Genomic DNA, 12,876 nt, shown 5'->3' with positions numbered 1-12,876 from the left:
CAAGGAGATCATTCCGACTGCCGCCGACATGACCAGCACCCAAGCGAATGGCAACGCCGGAGTCTGCGTGACCGAGATCCCTGCGGGAGCGGGGACCGTTGATGGTCGCCTCGCCGCCCGACGCTCGACGGCGAAAGCGATGACTGCACCCATGGCCACAGCCGCATTGACCGCTGCGGCCAGCACGACCGACGCCTGCATGCCCCACCACGGAAACAAGGCGACAACGCAAAACAGACAGGCGGCGCCGGCGCCCAACGTGTTGACGTAATACAGCAGGCCTACGGCACTGCCGACGTGCCCGGAGCGCCGGACCAGGTGGCCCACTAGCAAGGGCAAGGTGGCGCCCATCAGCAAGGTGGGAACGATGACCAACGCTAGCGTGGTGAGCGCGGTCACTGGCAGGGACGAGCCGAGGACAACGCCGCCGACGTGCTCGAAGATCTGCAGCGAGAAGAGCCCGAATGCACCGGTCAACAATTCGATGGTAGCCAGCAGCAACAGCAGCGGAACATGCCGTATTCGCGAGAGCCATCCGCCGAAAATGCTGCCGATACCCAGACCCAGCATGAAAGCGGTCACGACGATCGTGACGGACTCGATATTGACGCCCAGGATGCGAAACAAGGCCCGCTGCCAAACGAGCTGGTAGATCAGTGCCGGAAAGCCGGACAGAAAAAACAACACGCAGAGAACTTGAATCCGCCTCGTCGGCGCCGTTTCAGCGCGCGCTTGTGGCGTGGCAACGGCCGACGACGAGCTCATGGTCGAGATCTCCTGAACGCACCTGCCACCCAAAACCGGCTGAACGCGATGAGAGTTAGGGCGAGGACGGCGCCAGCCAGCACGTCAACGAGGTAGTGGCCCCCTTCGATCGGGGTGGCGAGGATCATCAAACCGTTCAAGAGAACGAACCCCGAGAAGAGTCTGGTGCCGCGCATTGCGTACACCAGAATCATTGCAAGCGCAGTGTGCAAGGACGGGATCGAGATGAGACCTTGCATCTCCTTCAGATCGAGTGTGCGCAGGCTGCCATCACGCAGGAGATGAAAGTGCGACATGGAGGACGCATCGAGCATTGCCGACAACGAATAGTGTGCCCATGGACCCGCTGCGGGAAAGGGCCACGAAAGCGCGACGACCACCAATACGGCGGCAAAGTACAAGCACATGAACTCATTGAGTTGCGCAGAGCGCGCAGTGAAGCCGAGAAATACGACCACGAACGCCATCTGTGGCAAGCCGCTGCTGTAGGCGACCCCGAGGCTGGCGTGAATGGACGGATGCGCCTGCATCCACTGGAGGACAGTGAGCCAGTCGAAGCCAATCGAGCGGTCCCACGCGGCCAGCCGTGCATCCACCAAATTCGCGTTGGTGCTGACAACGAGATAGCTGAGGATCGCAGTCGCGCCCGTGAACAGAATTAGCAATGCGCCGACGCGCAAGGTGCCAGAGATTCGGACATCGTCCCGATACCGATCAAAACAGAGCGGAGTTAGAAATGCCGCGAAGGCGCCACCCGTGGTGGCGACGCTCGAGGGCGGAACTGTCCATCCGCCGAGGACGATCCAGCCGCCATCAATGATCAGGACGACCAATGTCGCGACCCAGGCAGGACTCGGCTGGCAGATCGACCTGAGGACATCCATGACCTGCTGTAACGCCTGCGATGGTGGGGTCGTGGTGACTTTGCGATTGGCTTCTACTCGATCGACATGCTTCGCCCCGGCCTCGAATGACGAAACCCGACCCGTGATGGGTAGCTGGTGACCCGGTGACCGCATGCGTGCAGCCTATGGCGTTGACGAGTTCGGCACGAGGCAGGATGCGCCCGGGTGCAGTAGGAGCTTTGTCCCGGGCGAAAGGGACGGCGCGGTCAAAAGACAAAGGGCACGATGCGCCAGCGCACCGCGCTGCGGTAGGCGCGGTAGGCCGAACGCTGTTCGCCGGCCTCGAGCACGGCTTCCTCGCGCAGCATGCGCACCGTCTGGGCCAGATAGACCAGCACCAACACCAGCAGGTTGCGCCAGGAGAAATTGCTCAACAAAAACCCGACATGCGCAATCAGGTAGCCGAGATAGATGGGGTGGCGCACCAAACGATAGGGACCGCTTGTGACCAGGCCGCGCGCGGCAGGCAGCAGCCCGAAGGAACGGCCGAGCGTGAGCTTGGCCAAGAACTGCCACGCCAGCCCGCTGACCTGAAAGGCGGCGCCCAGCCATTCGGGCGCAAGGTGCCGGGTGTCGCCAAACTCGTACAGCACGAAGTAGAGACAGGCATAGACAGTCGCGACGATGGCCAGGGGCGAGAGATCGCGCACCAGCGCACGGCGCGCGAACAGCACGAGCAGCAGCGTGACCGTCTCGGCCAGTACCAGCAGCAGCAGGGTGTAGCGGCCGGTATCGGCCCACCAGACGCGCGCTACGTTCCAGACAAACCAGCCGAGCAACAGCAGCGCAAAAGCCCGCAGCAGTCCTTCGGTCAACGCGCTGTCGCGCGGCGTGTCGCTCACGATCAGGCCGCTGCGTCTAATGCAGCGCGCCGGTCGAGCCCGGTGTAAGGGCCGACGCGCGGCCCGGCGGCCGTGCGCGGCACGGCAGCTCCCGGCGCAAGGCCATGCTCCAGCGCAAACACATACAGGTCGAGCTTGCCGCGCACGCCGAGCTTGCTGTAGACCACCGTCAGGTGGTTACGCAGCGTGTGTTCGCTCATGCCCAGTGCGTCGGCGACGACCAGGCTCTTGGCGCCGCGTTGCGCCACCACCGCCTGGATCACCTGCCGCTCCTTGGCGGTGAGGCTCTCGATGCTTTGGCGCTGCAGGTCCACCGGGCCGGCGTGCTTGAGCGCCAGGCCCGGCACCGAGCCGAGCAGCAGCGACATGAGCGAGCCGTCGAGCCAGACCTCGCCGCGGTGTACACGCTCAATGGCCTCGAGGATGTGGTCGGCCGGCTGCGACTTGAGCACCACGCCGCGGGCGCCGAGCATCACGGCCTCGCGGTGAAGGCCGGGGTCGAGTTCGCCGGTGAGCACCACCACCTTGACGCCGCACTCGCCCACGAGCCTGGGCACGCATTGCAGCGCGCTGGCATCACGCAGGCCCAGGTCGAGCAGCACCACGTCGGTCTGGGCCAGGTTCGGGTGTTCCAGCACCTCGCAGCAGGTGCCGGCGGTGCCGGCAACCGCCAACCTCGGGTGCGCGCTCTCGACGAGCTGGCGCAGGCCCCAAAGGGTGATGACGTGGTCATCGGCCAGCAACACACGGATCGGCCTCAGGGTCGCGCTCGATGGCGCGGCCGTGGCGGCCTGAACAAAGGGGTTCCTCATCCTATGGCTCCCAATAACGGCAGTTTTATGGCGACCTCGGTGAAGTCTTGCTCATGACTGACAGAAACACTACCCCCGAATTGTGTAGCCCGTTCCGTGATGGAGCGAGGCACGAAGTCACGAGGCAACGGCTCGCCGGCGCCGTGATCGTTGCGCAGCCGCATGACCACGTGATGAGGGTCGACATCGATCAGCACGGTGACAGCGGTGGCCGACGTATGGCGGCGCACGTTGGTCATCGCTTCGTTGACCATGTGCAGCATCGCCTTGGCGGCCGACCCCCTCAAAAGGGGGGCCTGCGGCGCAAAGACGTGGACTTTGAGACCGTACAGCGCCTCGAAGCGCGCCACCTGGCGCTGCAACGCGGCCACCACCGGTGCGCTCGGCTCGGTGGGGTCGTGGCCGCTGCGCAGGCCGCTCACCACGTCGCGCAGGATTTGCAGCTCGTCGTTGGCCAGTTTGAGGATCTGTTGGATGTCGGGCCAGACGGGGTTGTCGGTGCCGGCCCGGCGCGCCAGGGCTTCCAGGCCGTACTTGAGCCCGAGATAGGGTTGCACGGCGCTGTCGTGCAGGTCGCGGCCGATGCGCTCGCGCTCGCGCGAGGCGCTCTCGCGCTGAAGCTGCTCGAGCTGGTCGCTGCGCTCGAGCAGGGGCAGCACTTCGCGCATGAGGCCGTGCAGCCATTGCAGGTCGTCGCGGTCGAAGGCAGGTTGTGCACGGGCCAGGCACAACTGGCCGAGCGGCTGCCCGTAGCTTTGCAGCGGCATGGCCACGGCATGCTCGCCAAGGGCGCGCATGGCGTCGCATGCTGGCTCTGCGACCGGGCGCCGGGTTTCGCGCACGGTGTCATACGCGATCACGGTTGCGGCCCGCCCCTTGCCGTGACTGATGAAGTTGCACTCGCGTGGCAGGGCGTCAAGACGATCGCGCCAGGCCTGCAAGTCGGCGTCTTCAAGGGGCTCTGCACCCGTGCCGGGCCGCCACAGAAAGATGCGGGGCTCCGGTCCCTGCATGCTGAACACCGCGAGGCTCAGGTCCAGATGCGCTGCCAATTGGTCCAGCAGCACGTCGACGTGGTGACGCAGGCCCTGGCGCGGGTCGGAGCGGTCGTTGAAGCGTTCGAGCAGCTGCAGGCGTTGGCGCAACTCCCGGCTGGGGTGGACCAGCAAGGCCGCCGCTGGGCCCAGTGCCAGCAGCACGATCGGAATGCTCAGCGGCAGCGCCGGCAGCGCGCCGACATTGCGGTGCCAACCCGCGAGCACCAGCATGGTGGTCGCACACACCACCGCCAGCGCGACGCCGTGCCGCACGCCCCCGAGCAGGGCCAGGGCCACGACCGGCAGCACGATGGCCGCCCCGAGCAGCGGCGCCAGTGGCGACATCGGCTGGAGCAAGTAGAGCAGCACGGCCGCGTCCACCCAGGGCCAGACGAGCGACGCGGCCCGCGGCCAGCCACCGAGCGTCTTGGCCATGAGGACGACAGACCACAGCAGGTAAGCCCACGACACGAGCAGCACGACCGAAGGCTGCGTAGCGTCACCCGCCATCGGCAGGCCCAGGACGCCGATGCCGCCCACGACGGCCAGCAGCGCGCGCATGCCGGCCACGAAGCGCAGGAAGGCGAACTCCGAGGGAAGCGGCCGAGCAAACCGCGCGCTCGGGCGGGAGAACTTGCCCAAAGGGCGCGTCGCGACGAACGGCGTCGAACTCAAGGCGCTTACCCCCTTCGGGCTTCGCGGGGGCGAAGCGAGCGTTTGTCTTTTAACCTACATCGATGGTCTCCCCAGCGAAATGATTGGTGGTGTCTCTGAGACGCCACCAACTGATTCACTAGTGGCGGGTGGCACCGTCGCGACGCGCAGGGCGCAGCCGGCGTGCCGGACGCTGGGTGGTGCTTCCTACAATGGAAATCACCCGCGCCTTCACGCAAGCCCCATGCCCGCATTCCCCTACCTTCAAGACCTCGGCCACGGCATCACGGCCATCGACACCGGCTTCGTGCGCGAGCGCTTCGACGCCGCTTACCTGGTGGTGGACCAGGGCCGCGCCGCGTACGTCGACACCGGCACCAACGACGCGCTGCCGCGCCTGCTGGGGGCGCTGGATGCGCAGGGCCTGTCTCGCGAGGCGGTCGACTTCGTGATCGTCACGCACGTCCATCTCGACCACGCCGGTGCGGCCGGCGCGCTGATGGAGCAGCTGCCCAACGCCCGGCTGGTGGCACACCCACGCGGTGCGCCGCACATGGTGGACCCGAGCGCGCTGGTGCTGGGCGCCAGCGGCGTCTACGGGGCCGAGCAGGTGGCACGCACCTATGGCGATGTGCGGCCGGTGGCGGCCGAGCGGGTGTTGACGACGCACGACGGCATGACGCTTCTGCTGGGTGGAAGGGCGCTGGACTTCATCGACACGCCGGGCCATGCGCGCCACCACCACTGCATCTGGGATGAGCGCAGCCGCGGCTGGTTCAGCGGCGACACCTTCGGCATCTCGTATCCCGAGTTCGTGACGCCACGCGGTCGCTACCTGCTGCCGACCACGACGCCGGTGCAGTTCGACCCCGAGGCGCTGAAGGCGTCGGTCGCGCGCTTGCTGGAGCGCGCGCCGCAGTGCATGTACATCACGCACTACGGCCGCGTGGGCGACGTGCCGGCGCTGGCGCGGCAGTTGTGCGAGCAGGTGGACGAGATGGTCGCGCTGGCGCGCTCGCTCGCCAGCGCGCCCGAACGCCATGCGCAGCTCGCGGCCGCGCTGGCGTGCCTGTACCGCGAGCGCCTGCGCGCCCAAGGCAGCCTGCTCGACGACGCCGAGATCGGCCGCCTGCTCGCCACCGATGTGGACCTCAACGCGCAGGGGCTGGCCGTGTGGCTGGAGCGCGAGGCGCGCGCGGCGGGCCAGCCGTGACGTGTAGCTCCTTGCCCCGCTGGGGGAAGGCTGGGATGGGGGCCAGCGCACCAGTCAGCACCGGCCGCACCGGGCCCCTCCCCCCAGCGGGGGAGGGAGCAAGAACCGCCGCCACGGATGCGTATCGCTCTTCGCTGAAACAGCGCTCGTTGACTCAGGAACCCCCCAAATGAACGCAGTGAACTTCGCGCTCGCCGGCAAGGTGACGGTGATCACCGGCGCCGCCCAGGGGATCGGTCGCGCCTGCGCCGAGCGCTTCGCGCGCGAAGGCGCACCTCTGGCGCTGTGGGACGTGGACGACGCACGCGGCGACGCCCTGGCCCGCCGGTTTGAAGCCGCCGGCCAGCGCGCGATCTACCTGCACTGCGACGTGTCGCGCGCGGCCGAGGTCGGCGCGGCGCTCCAAGCCACGCTGGCCGCCTTCGGCCGCGTCGACGTGCTGGTCAACAACGCGGGCATCTTCAAGGCGGCCGATTTTCTTGACGTGACCGAGGCCGATTGGGACGCGGTGATCGGCGTCAACCTGAAGGGCAGCTTCCTCGTCGGTCAGGCCTGCGCGCGCGTGATGGTGGCGCAGAAGGCGGGCGCCATCGTCAACATGAGCTCGGTCAACGGGCTGATGGCGATGGCCACTATTGCCAGCTACAACGCCAGCAAGGGCGGCATCAACCAGCTCACGCGAGCGATGGCGCTGGCACTGGCCGACCATGGCGTGCGCGTCAACGCCGTGGCGCCCGGCACCATTGCCACCGAGCTGGCCGCGAAGGCGGTGCTGACCAGCGACGAGGCGCGCCAGCGCATCCTCGGACGCACACCGCTGCGGCGCCTGGGTGAGCCCAGCGAGATTGCCGACCTGGTGGCCTTTTTGGCCAGCGACGCGGCGAGTTACCTCACCGGCCAGATCGTCTATGCCGACGGCGGCCGGCTGGCGCTGAACTACACGGTTTGATGTCGAGCTGGGAAGCGTTCGCCGTCTCCACCGGCGTGGTGGCACTCGGCGAAATCGGCGACAAGACGCAGCTGCTCGCGCTGCTGCTGGCGGCTCGGTTTCGGCGGCCGTGGCCGATCATCCTGGGCATCCTGGTGGCCACGCTGGCCAACCATGCCGGCGCCAGCGCGCTCGGCGCATGGGTGCAGAGCGTGGTGTCGGCCGAGCGGTTGCGCTGGGCGCTGGCACTGAGCTTCCTGGCCGTCGCCGCGTGGACGCTCGTGGCCGACAAGATGGACGACGACGCGGCGCCCGCGCCCTCCTCGCTCGGTGTCTTCGGGGTCACGCTGGTCGCCTTCTTTCTCGCCGAGATGGGCGACAAGACTCAGATCGCGACCGTCATGCTGGCCGCCAGGTACGCCTCGCCGGTGGTGGTGACGGCCGGCACCACGCTGGGCATGCTGCTGGCCGACGTGCCGGCCGTACTGCTGGGTGAGCGCGCGCTGCGGCTCGTGCCGTTCGCCTGGATGCGCCGCATTGCGGCCTTGGTGTTCGCACTGCTCGGCGTGCTGGTGCTGGCGGGCGTCGGGCCCTGAGGGGCGCGCGGGCGCGAACGCCTGCGGGGCCGCCGTGCATTCGCGTGCAAGACGTGCAGAGGATCGATCGCGCACAACGCGGTACGCTCTTGCACCGTTGCCCGTCTCCACCCTTTTCTTCATTGCGCCACCCTCGAGATGAGACTGCTTCACACCATGCTGCGCGTCGGCGACCTGCAACGCTCGATCGACTTCTACACGCAAGTGCTCGGCATGCGGCTGCTGCGCACCACCGAGCGAGCCGAGCAGAAGTACAGCCTCGCCTTTCTCGGCTACGGCACCAACCCGGAGCATGCCGAGCTCGAGCTGACCCACAACCACGGCGTGAGCCGCTACGAGCTGGGCACCGCCTACGGCCACATCGCCATCGGCGTGGCCGATGTGGCGGCCACGTGCGCGGCGGTGCGCGGCAAGGCCGCGGCCCTGGGCGGCGCCATCACGCGCGAGGCCGGGCCGGTGGCCGGCGGCAGCACGGTCATTGCATTCATCACCGACCCGGACGGCTACAAGATCGAGCTGATCGAACGCTCCTGATCGATCGGCGAATGCGGCCCGAGCCGCACCGATACGCCGCGTTGCAAATTGCGTTGCGTGGGCGCTGCTGCATGCGGACTTTTGCGCGCCTCGGGACCGCTTGCGGCTTGACAACGAGGCCCTCGCATCGCAATCTCTTTGTGTGCAACAAGCCTTCGATCACGATCCCCGACCGGCCGACACGGCGGACGGCGTCACTTGCAGCGTGGCACCGCTGCGTGACCCCGAAGCCCTGCTTCAACGCACGCTCGCGGAACGCGACGCGACTCGAGACCTGTGGGTGTTCGGCTACGCGTCGCTGATCTGGCGTCCCGAATTCCACGCCACCGAACAACGTCTGGCCCGCGTACACGGCCACCACCGCGCCCTGCAGATGCGCTCTCGCGTGAACCGCGGCACGCCCGAGTCGCCCGGCCTCGTGTTCGCACTGGTCTGCGGCGGCTCGTGCCGGGGCATGGTCTACCGCATCGAGCGCGACCGTGCCGAGAGCGAGCTGCGGCGCCTCTGGGCGCGCGAGATGCCCACCGGCGTCTACGATCCCAAATGGCTGCCCTGCCAGACGCCGCAAGGCCCGGTCGACGCGCTCGCATTCACCTTGAGCAAATGCAGCCCCAACTACACCGGCCAACTCGACGACGACAGCTTGCTCGCCGTGTTGCGCCATGCTCGCGGGCGCTTCGGCAGCACGCTCGAGTACCTGGTGCAAACCGCCAGTTGCCTGCGCAAGTTCGGCATCCGCGACGTGGCGGTGGAGCGCCAACTCGCGCTGGCCAGGCGGCACGGTTTGGCGGCTTAGCCGGCAGCCTGCGGGTCACCTTCTCCCCTGCGTCCGCCCGGGCCTCGGCCCCGGTCGCCTTTGCATCAAGCCAGGCCGCCGGCCAATCTCTCAGGTCGCGACCGCCGCCGCAAGCAGGGCGTGCGCGGCGCGCAGGTGGTGTAGGTCTGCTTCGGTGTCCAGATCGAGCAGCACGCCGCGGTCAGGCACTTCCTCGCCGTGCGCGGGGTAGCGGGCGATCAGGCGGCGGGCGCCTTCGTCGCCGCTGAGCGTGGCCAGCTCGGAGTACAGCTCGGACGCGAAGGCCACCGGATGGCCGGGCCGGCCCTGATGCTGCGCATACACAACCGGGTGCTGGGCCAGGGCGGTGGCAACGGAGCGCAAGGTGGCGGGCTGCACCATCGGCATGTCGCCCGGCAGCACCAGCCAACCGCGCGCGTTGGGGCGCACGGACACGCCGCTCGCGATGGAGTAACCCATGCCAAGCGGCGCACTGCTGGCCGGGTCGCCCATTTCGGGAAGGACGACGATGTCGCGCGCCGCCAGCAGGGACGTCGCATGCGCAAGCAACGGCTCGGTGACCACCACCACCACCGGCAGCCCGCTTTGCATGGCATGGGCCAAGGTGGTGCCGAGCACCGTCGAGGCGCCAAACGGTTGCTCGAGCTTGTGACCGTGGCCCGCACGCTCGCCAGCGAAGCGCGAACCCCGTCCCGCCGCCAACACCACCACCACCGCTTGCGTCACCGGCGCACCTCTTGTTCAAGTCCTGATCGTGCAGGCATGACACCGCGCAGTCGCACCGAACGGAAGTGGGAGCTTCACCTAAGGCCTTCCCCTCGTCCCGCCGCTGCCAAGAGCGCCGATCACTGACGACGACCGAGCGCTCGCGTTCGCGCCGCGCATCATCGTGAGGCGATTCGCGATTCGCCGCGGCGCGGGATCGCGCGTGACGCGCGCCTACACTTTTGCGCATGGACGCCCACCACATCGCCGACCTGCGCAAGAACTACGAGCAAGGTGAGCTCGACGAGACGCACTCGGCCGCCAATCCGCTGGCGCAGTTCGAGCGCTGGCTCGAACAAGCACTTGCGGCGCAACTGCCCGAGCCCAACGCGATGACGCTGGCAACGGTGGGCGTGGACGGTCGGCCGTCGACCCGCGTGGTGCTGCTCAAAGGCCTGGATGCGCGCGGCATCGTCTGGTACACCAACTACGAAAGCCGCAAGGGCCGGGAACTGGCCGCGAATCCGGTCGCGGCGCTGCAGTTCCACTGGGTCGAGCTCGAGCGCGTGGTGCGTATCGAGGGCAGGGTCGAGAAGACCAGCAACGAGGAATCCGACGCCTACTTCCACTCCCGCCCGCTCGACTCACGCCTGGGCGCCTGGGCCTCGCCGCAAAGCCAGGTCATCACCTCGCGCGCCGTTCTCGTGGCCAATGCGGCGAAATTCGGCGTCAGATTCGCGCTCAGCCCGCCCCGCCCGCCGCATTGGGGCGGCTTTCGCCTGCTGCCCGAGCGCTGGGAGTTCTGGCAGGGGCGCAGGAGCCGGCTGCACGATCGCCTGCGCTACACGCCGCAAACCGGGAGTGGCTGGCTGCGCGAGCGTCTGGCGCCGTGATCAGGCGGCGACCCGGTGTGGCTCAGCGACGCTGCCGCGCCGCGAAGGTCTTGCGAAACTTGTCCAGCTTGGGCGCGACGATGAAGGCGCAGTAGCCCTGCCCGGGATGCTGGGCGAAGTAGTTCTGGTGGTAGTCCTCGGCACGCCAGTAATTGGTCTCGGGCACGACCTCGGTGACGATGCGCCCGCGCACCGCGCCGCTCGCCTGCAGTTCGGCAATCACTTCCCGGGCCGTCTCGGCCTGCCGCTCGCCATGCGTGTAGATGCCCGAGCGGTACTGGGTGCCGACGTCGTTGCCCTGGCGGTTGGGCGTGGTCGGGTCATGCACCACGAAAAAAATCTCGAGCAGCTCTCGAAAGCCGAGTCGCTCGGGATCGAACTGCACGCGAACCACTTCCACATGGCCCGTGGCGCCGCTGCAGACCTGTTCGTAGCTCGGGTTGTTGACATGCCCGTTGCAGTAACCGGACTCGACGGCGGTGACGCCGTCGACGTCGAGAAACACCGTCTCGGTACACCAGAAGCAGCCGCCGCCGAGGGTGGCGGTTTGCAGAACGGGGACAGTCATCGGATCTCCTCGCAAGGCTCGGGGGTCAGCATGGCGTGAACGATGCCGCAGCATCGACGCCAGCGTGTCGCAACGTGATGATGCCCCGGCGCCGCGCGGGGTCCCTCGCCCACAATGGCGCGCCCCACTCACTCGATGGTCATGGCCGCACTCGAATCGCTCAAGCCACTGCTCACTGCGCTCGTGTTGCCGCCCGTGCCCTTGCTGGTGCTCATGCTGGTGGGTGCGCGCGTGGTGGCGGTGCGGCGCCGGCCCGGCACGGTGTTGGTGCTCGTGGCGGTCAGCCTCATGTGGCTGAGCGCTTGCCAGGGCGTTGGCCGCTGGTTACAAGGGCAGTTGCTGGCCGCGACGCCGCCGCTCGCAAGCGCCGAGATCGCAGCGCTGCGCCCCGGCCGCCAGCAGCTGGCACCGACCGCGGCCATCCTGGTGCTGGGCGGCGGACGCATCTCGCGCGCGCCCGAGAGCGGCATGGCCGACCTAAAGCCGCATTCGATCGAGCGGCTGCGCTACGCCGTGCGACTCGGCCGCGAAACCGGGCTGCCACTGGCCTTCAGCGGCGGCATCGGCTGGGCGCAAACCGCCGACGAGCCGGGGCTGTCGGAAGCTGAAATCGCCCAGCGTGTGGCCGAACGCGACTTCCTGCGGCCGATCAAGTGGCTTGAAACCGACTCGCGTGACACGCGCGAGAACGCTCGCCTCGCCGTGAAGAAGCTCAGCGACGCGCACATCCGCCACATCGTGCTGGTGACGCATGCCTGGCACATGCCGCGCGCGCTGCGCGCGTTTCGTGAGGCGGCAAGCGATTCGATGCGTATCACGGCAGCGCCGATGGGCTACTTTGTCCCGGCCGAGCATGCGCTGCTGGACTGGCTGCCCAGCAGCGAAGGCTTCGAGCAGGTGCGCCTGGTGCTGCGCGAGGCACTTGGCATGCAGATGGGCGCTTGATACGAGGCCGCCGAGCACGGGCGCGTGATGCGGGGTTTGAAATCAGCACCCCCAATGAAAAACCCCTCCCGACCGTTGCGGTAGGAGGGGCGAGGTGGCATGACCACCTTTCGGGGCTCCGGAGAGTAGAGGTCCGGGGCTCCTGGAGCGCAGAGACTGCGCCCTTTCAGATACCTGCATTGCAGGTGAGTCAAGCGTAGATGACCGCCGAGGGCATTGCCAAGACGATGCTGCTATGAGCGCAGGGGCGTCGATTGAGCAGCGCTCACGCTCATGACCGCATCGAATATCGAAGCAACGCGCCGTTCGACCGCCGCATCCATGGTGATCACCCGGCCCCATTCGCGCTGCGTCTCGCCCGGCCACTTGTGCGTGGCATCCAGGCCCATCTTGCCGCCCAGGCCGGAGACGGGCGAGGCGAAGTCCAGGTAGTCGATCGGGGTCTGGTCAACGAGCGTGGTGTCGCGCACCGGGTCCATGCGCGTGGTGATGGCCCAGACCACGTCTTGCCAGTTGCGGATGTCGACGTCCGCATCGGTGACGACGATGAACTTGGTGTACATGAACTGGCGCAGATAGCTCCACAGACCGAACATCAGCCGTTTGGCATGGCCCGGGTAGGCCTTTTTGATGCTGATCAGCGCCATGCGGTAGCTGCAGCCCTCGGGCGGCAGGTAGAAGTC

Annotated in this window: 13 protein-coding genes and 2 pseudogenes; 7 read left to right on the top strand and 8 right to left on the bottom strand. The window is 67.7% G+C overall.

Annotated features, from left to right (window positions below):
- The 5 genes and pseudogenes from RMO12_RS03360 to RMO12_RS03340 all read right to left on the bottom strand — a co-directional run.
- Positions 1-765 (bottom strand): annotated as a pseudogene (locus RMO12_RS03360) (spermidine synthase); the annotation flags it as partial.
- Positions 762-1,784, bottom strand: a complete 1,023-nt coding sequence (locus tag RMO12_RS03355; protein WP_309638192.1) for a phosphatase PAP2 family protein — start codon at positions 1,782-1,784, stop codon at positions 762-764. The gene RMO12_RS03355 and the pseudogene RMO12_RS03360, both read right to left, overlap by 4 nt.
- 92 nt (positions 1,785-1,876) lie before the next feature.
- A complete protein-coding gene (locus tag RMO12_RS03350; protein ID WP_309638191.1) occupies positions 1,877-2,512 on the bottom strand; it encodes an isoprenylcysteine carboxylmethyltransferase family protein in 636 nt (211 codons plus the stop codon).
- Between the two features lie 2 nt (positions 2,513-2,514).
- Positions 2,515-3,324 (bottom strand): response regulator transcription factor, encoded by an 810-nt coding sequence (locus RMO12_RS03345; protein WP_309638190.1) that lies wholly within the window; start codon positions 3,322-3,324, stop codon positions 2,515-2,517.
- The gene (locus tag RMO12_RS03340) at positions 3,321-5,036 is read right to left on the bottom strand and encodes a histidine kinase (RefSeq protein ID WP_309638189.1); all 1,716 of its coding nucleotides are present in this window, start codon (positions 5,034-5,036) and stop codon (positions 3,321-3,323) included. Before RMO12_RS03340 ends, RMO12_RS03345 begins: the two co-directional genes overlap by 4 nt.
- 223 nt (positions 5,037-5,259) lie before the next feature.
- On the opposite strand from RMO12_RS03340, the gene RMO12_RS03335 reads away from it, so the two are divergent.
- The 5 genes from RMO12_RS03335 to RMO12_RS03315 all read left to right on the top strand — a co-directional run bounded on the left by RMO12_RS03335 (position 5,260) and on the right by RMO12_RS03315 (position 9,082).
- Positions 5,260-6,228: an MBL fold metallo-hydrolase gene (locus RMO12_RS03335; RefSeq protein ID WP_309638188.1), complete on the top strand. Its 969-nt coding sequence runs from the start codon at positions 5,260-5,262 to the stop codon at positions 6,226-6,228.
- Positions 6,229-6,397: 169 nt separating this feature from the next.
- Positions 6,398-7,177 carry an SDR family NAD(P)-dependent oxidoreductase gene (locus RMO12_RS03330; protein ID WP_309638187.1) on the top strand — a complete coding sequence of 260 codons (780 nt, stop codon included), beginning with the start codon at positions 6,398-6,400 and terminating at the stop codon, positions 7,175-7,177.
- Entirely contained in the window at positions 7,177-7,752 is a 576-nt protein-coding gene (locus RMO12_RS03325; RefSeq protein ID WP_309638186.1) for a TMEM165/GDT1 family protein, read from the top strand. The genes RMO12_RS03330 and RMO12_RS03325 overlap by 1 nt, the downstream gene beginning before the upstream one ends.
- A gap of 138 nt (positions 7,753-7,890) precedes the next feature.
- Positions 7,891-8,286: a lactoylglutathione lyase gene (gene gloA / locus RMO12_RS03320; protein WP_309625736.1), complete on the top strand. Its 396-nt coding sequence runs from the start codon at positions 7,891-7,893 to the stop codon at positions 8,284-8,286.
- Between the two features lie 142 nt (positions 8,287-8,428).
- A complete protein-coding gene (locus RMO12_RS03315) occupies positions 8,429-9,082 on the top strand; it encodes a gamma-glutamylcyclotransferase (protein WP_309638185.1) in 654 nt (217 codons plus the stop codon).
- A 90-nt stretch (positions 9,083-9,172) separates the two neighbouring features.
- On the opposite strand, the gene RMO12_RS03310 is transcribed toward RMO12_RS03315, so the two are convergent.
- Positions 9,173-9,808, bottom strand: coding sequence for a nucleotidyltransferase family protein (locus RMO12_RS03310; protein ID WP_309638184.1), 636 nt, complete (start codon positions 9,806-9,808; stop codon positions 9,173-9,175).
- Between the two features lie 227 nt (positions 9,809-10,035).
- On the opposite strand from RMO12_RS03310, the gene pdxH reads away from it, so the two are divergent.
- Complete coding sequence (gene pdxH / locus RMO12_RS03305; protein WP_309638183.1) at positions 10,036-10,680, top strand: pyridoxamine 5'-phosphate oxidase; 645 nt, start codon at positions 10,036-10,038, stop codon at positions 10,678-10,680.
- Between the two features lie 22 nt (positions 10,681-10,702).
- On the opposite strand, the gene msrA is transcribed toward pdxH, so the two are convergent.
- Positions 10,703-11,248: a peptide-methionine (S)-S-oxide reductase MsrA gene (gene msrA / locus RMO12_RS03300; RefSeq protein ID WP_309625740.1), complete on the bottom strand. Its 546-nt coding sequence runs from the start codon at positions 11,246-11,248 to the stop codon at positions 10,703-10,705.
- A gap of 114 nt (positions 11,249-11,362) precedes the next feature.
- On the opposite strand from msrA, the gene RMO12_RS03295 reads away from it, so the two are divergent.
- Positions 11,363-12,193, top strand: a complete 831-nt coding sequence (locus tag RMO12_RS03295; RefSeq protein ID WP_309638182.1) for a YdcF family protein — start codon at positions 11,363-11,365, stop codon at positions 12,191-12,193.
- 233 nt (positions 12,194-12,426) lie between these two features.
- Here the strand turns inward: RMO12_RS03295 and RMO12_RS03290 are convergent.
- A pseudogene (locus RMO12_RS03290) lies at positions 12,427-12,876 on the bottom strand (UbiD family decarboxylase domain-containing protein); the annotation flags it as partial.

The organism is Methylibium sp., assembly GCF_031393925.1.
Taxonomy (GTDB): Bacteria; Pseudomonadota; Gammaproteobacteria; order Burkholderiales; family Burkholderiaceae_C; genus Methylibium.
This window is presented reverse-complemented; position numbering and strand designations above follow the sequence as displayed.

Coding starts and splice junctions, on each gene's coding strand:
- RMO12_RS03355 (WP_309638192.1), bottom strand. CDS start 1,784: ATGCGGTCACCGGGTCACCAGCTACCCATCACGGGTCGGGTTTCGTCA.
- RMO12_RS03345 (WP_309638190.1), bottom strand. CDS start 3,324: ATGAGGAACCCCTTTGTTCAGGCCGCCACGGCCGCGCCATCGAGCGCG.
- RMO12_RS03335 (WP_309638188.1), top strand. CDS start 5,260: ATGCCCGCATTCCCCTACCTTCAAGACCTCGGCCACGGCATCACGGCC.
- RMO12_RS03330 (WP_309638187.1), top strand. CDS start 6,398: ATGAACGCAGTGAACTTCGCGCTCGCCGGCAAGGTGACGGTGATCACC.
- RMO12_RS03325 (WP_309638186.1), top strand. CDS start 7,177: ATGTCGAGCTGGGAAGCGTTCGCCGTCTCCACCGGCGTGGTGGCACTC.
- gloA (WP_309625736.1), top strand. CDS start 7,891: ATGAGACTGCTTCACACCATGCTGCGCGTCGGCGACCTGCAACGCTCG.
- pdxH (WP_309638183.1), top strand. CDS start 10,036: ATGGACGCCCACCACATCGCCGACCTGCGCAAGAACTACGAGCAAGGT.
- msrA (WP_309625740.1), bottom strand. CDS start 11,248: ATGACTGTCCCCGTTCTGCAAACCGCCACCCTCGGCGGCGGCTGCTTC.
- RMO12_RS03295 (WP_309638182.1), top strand. CDS start 11,363: ATGGCGCGCCCCACTCACTCGATGGTCATGGCCGCACTCGAATCGCTC.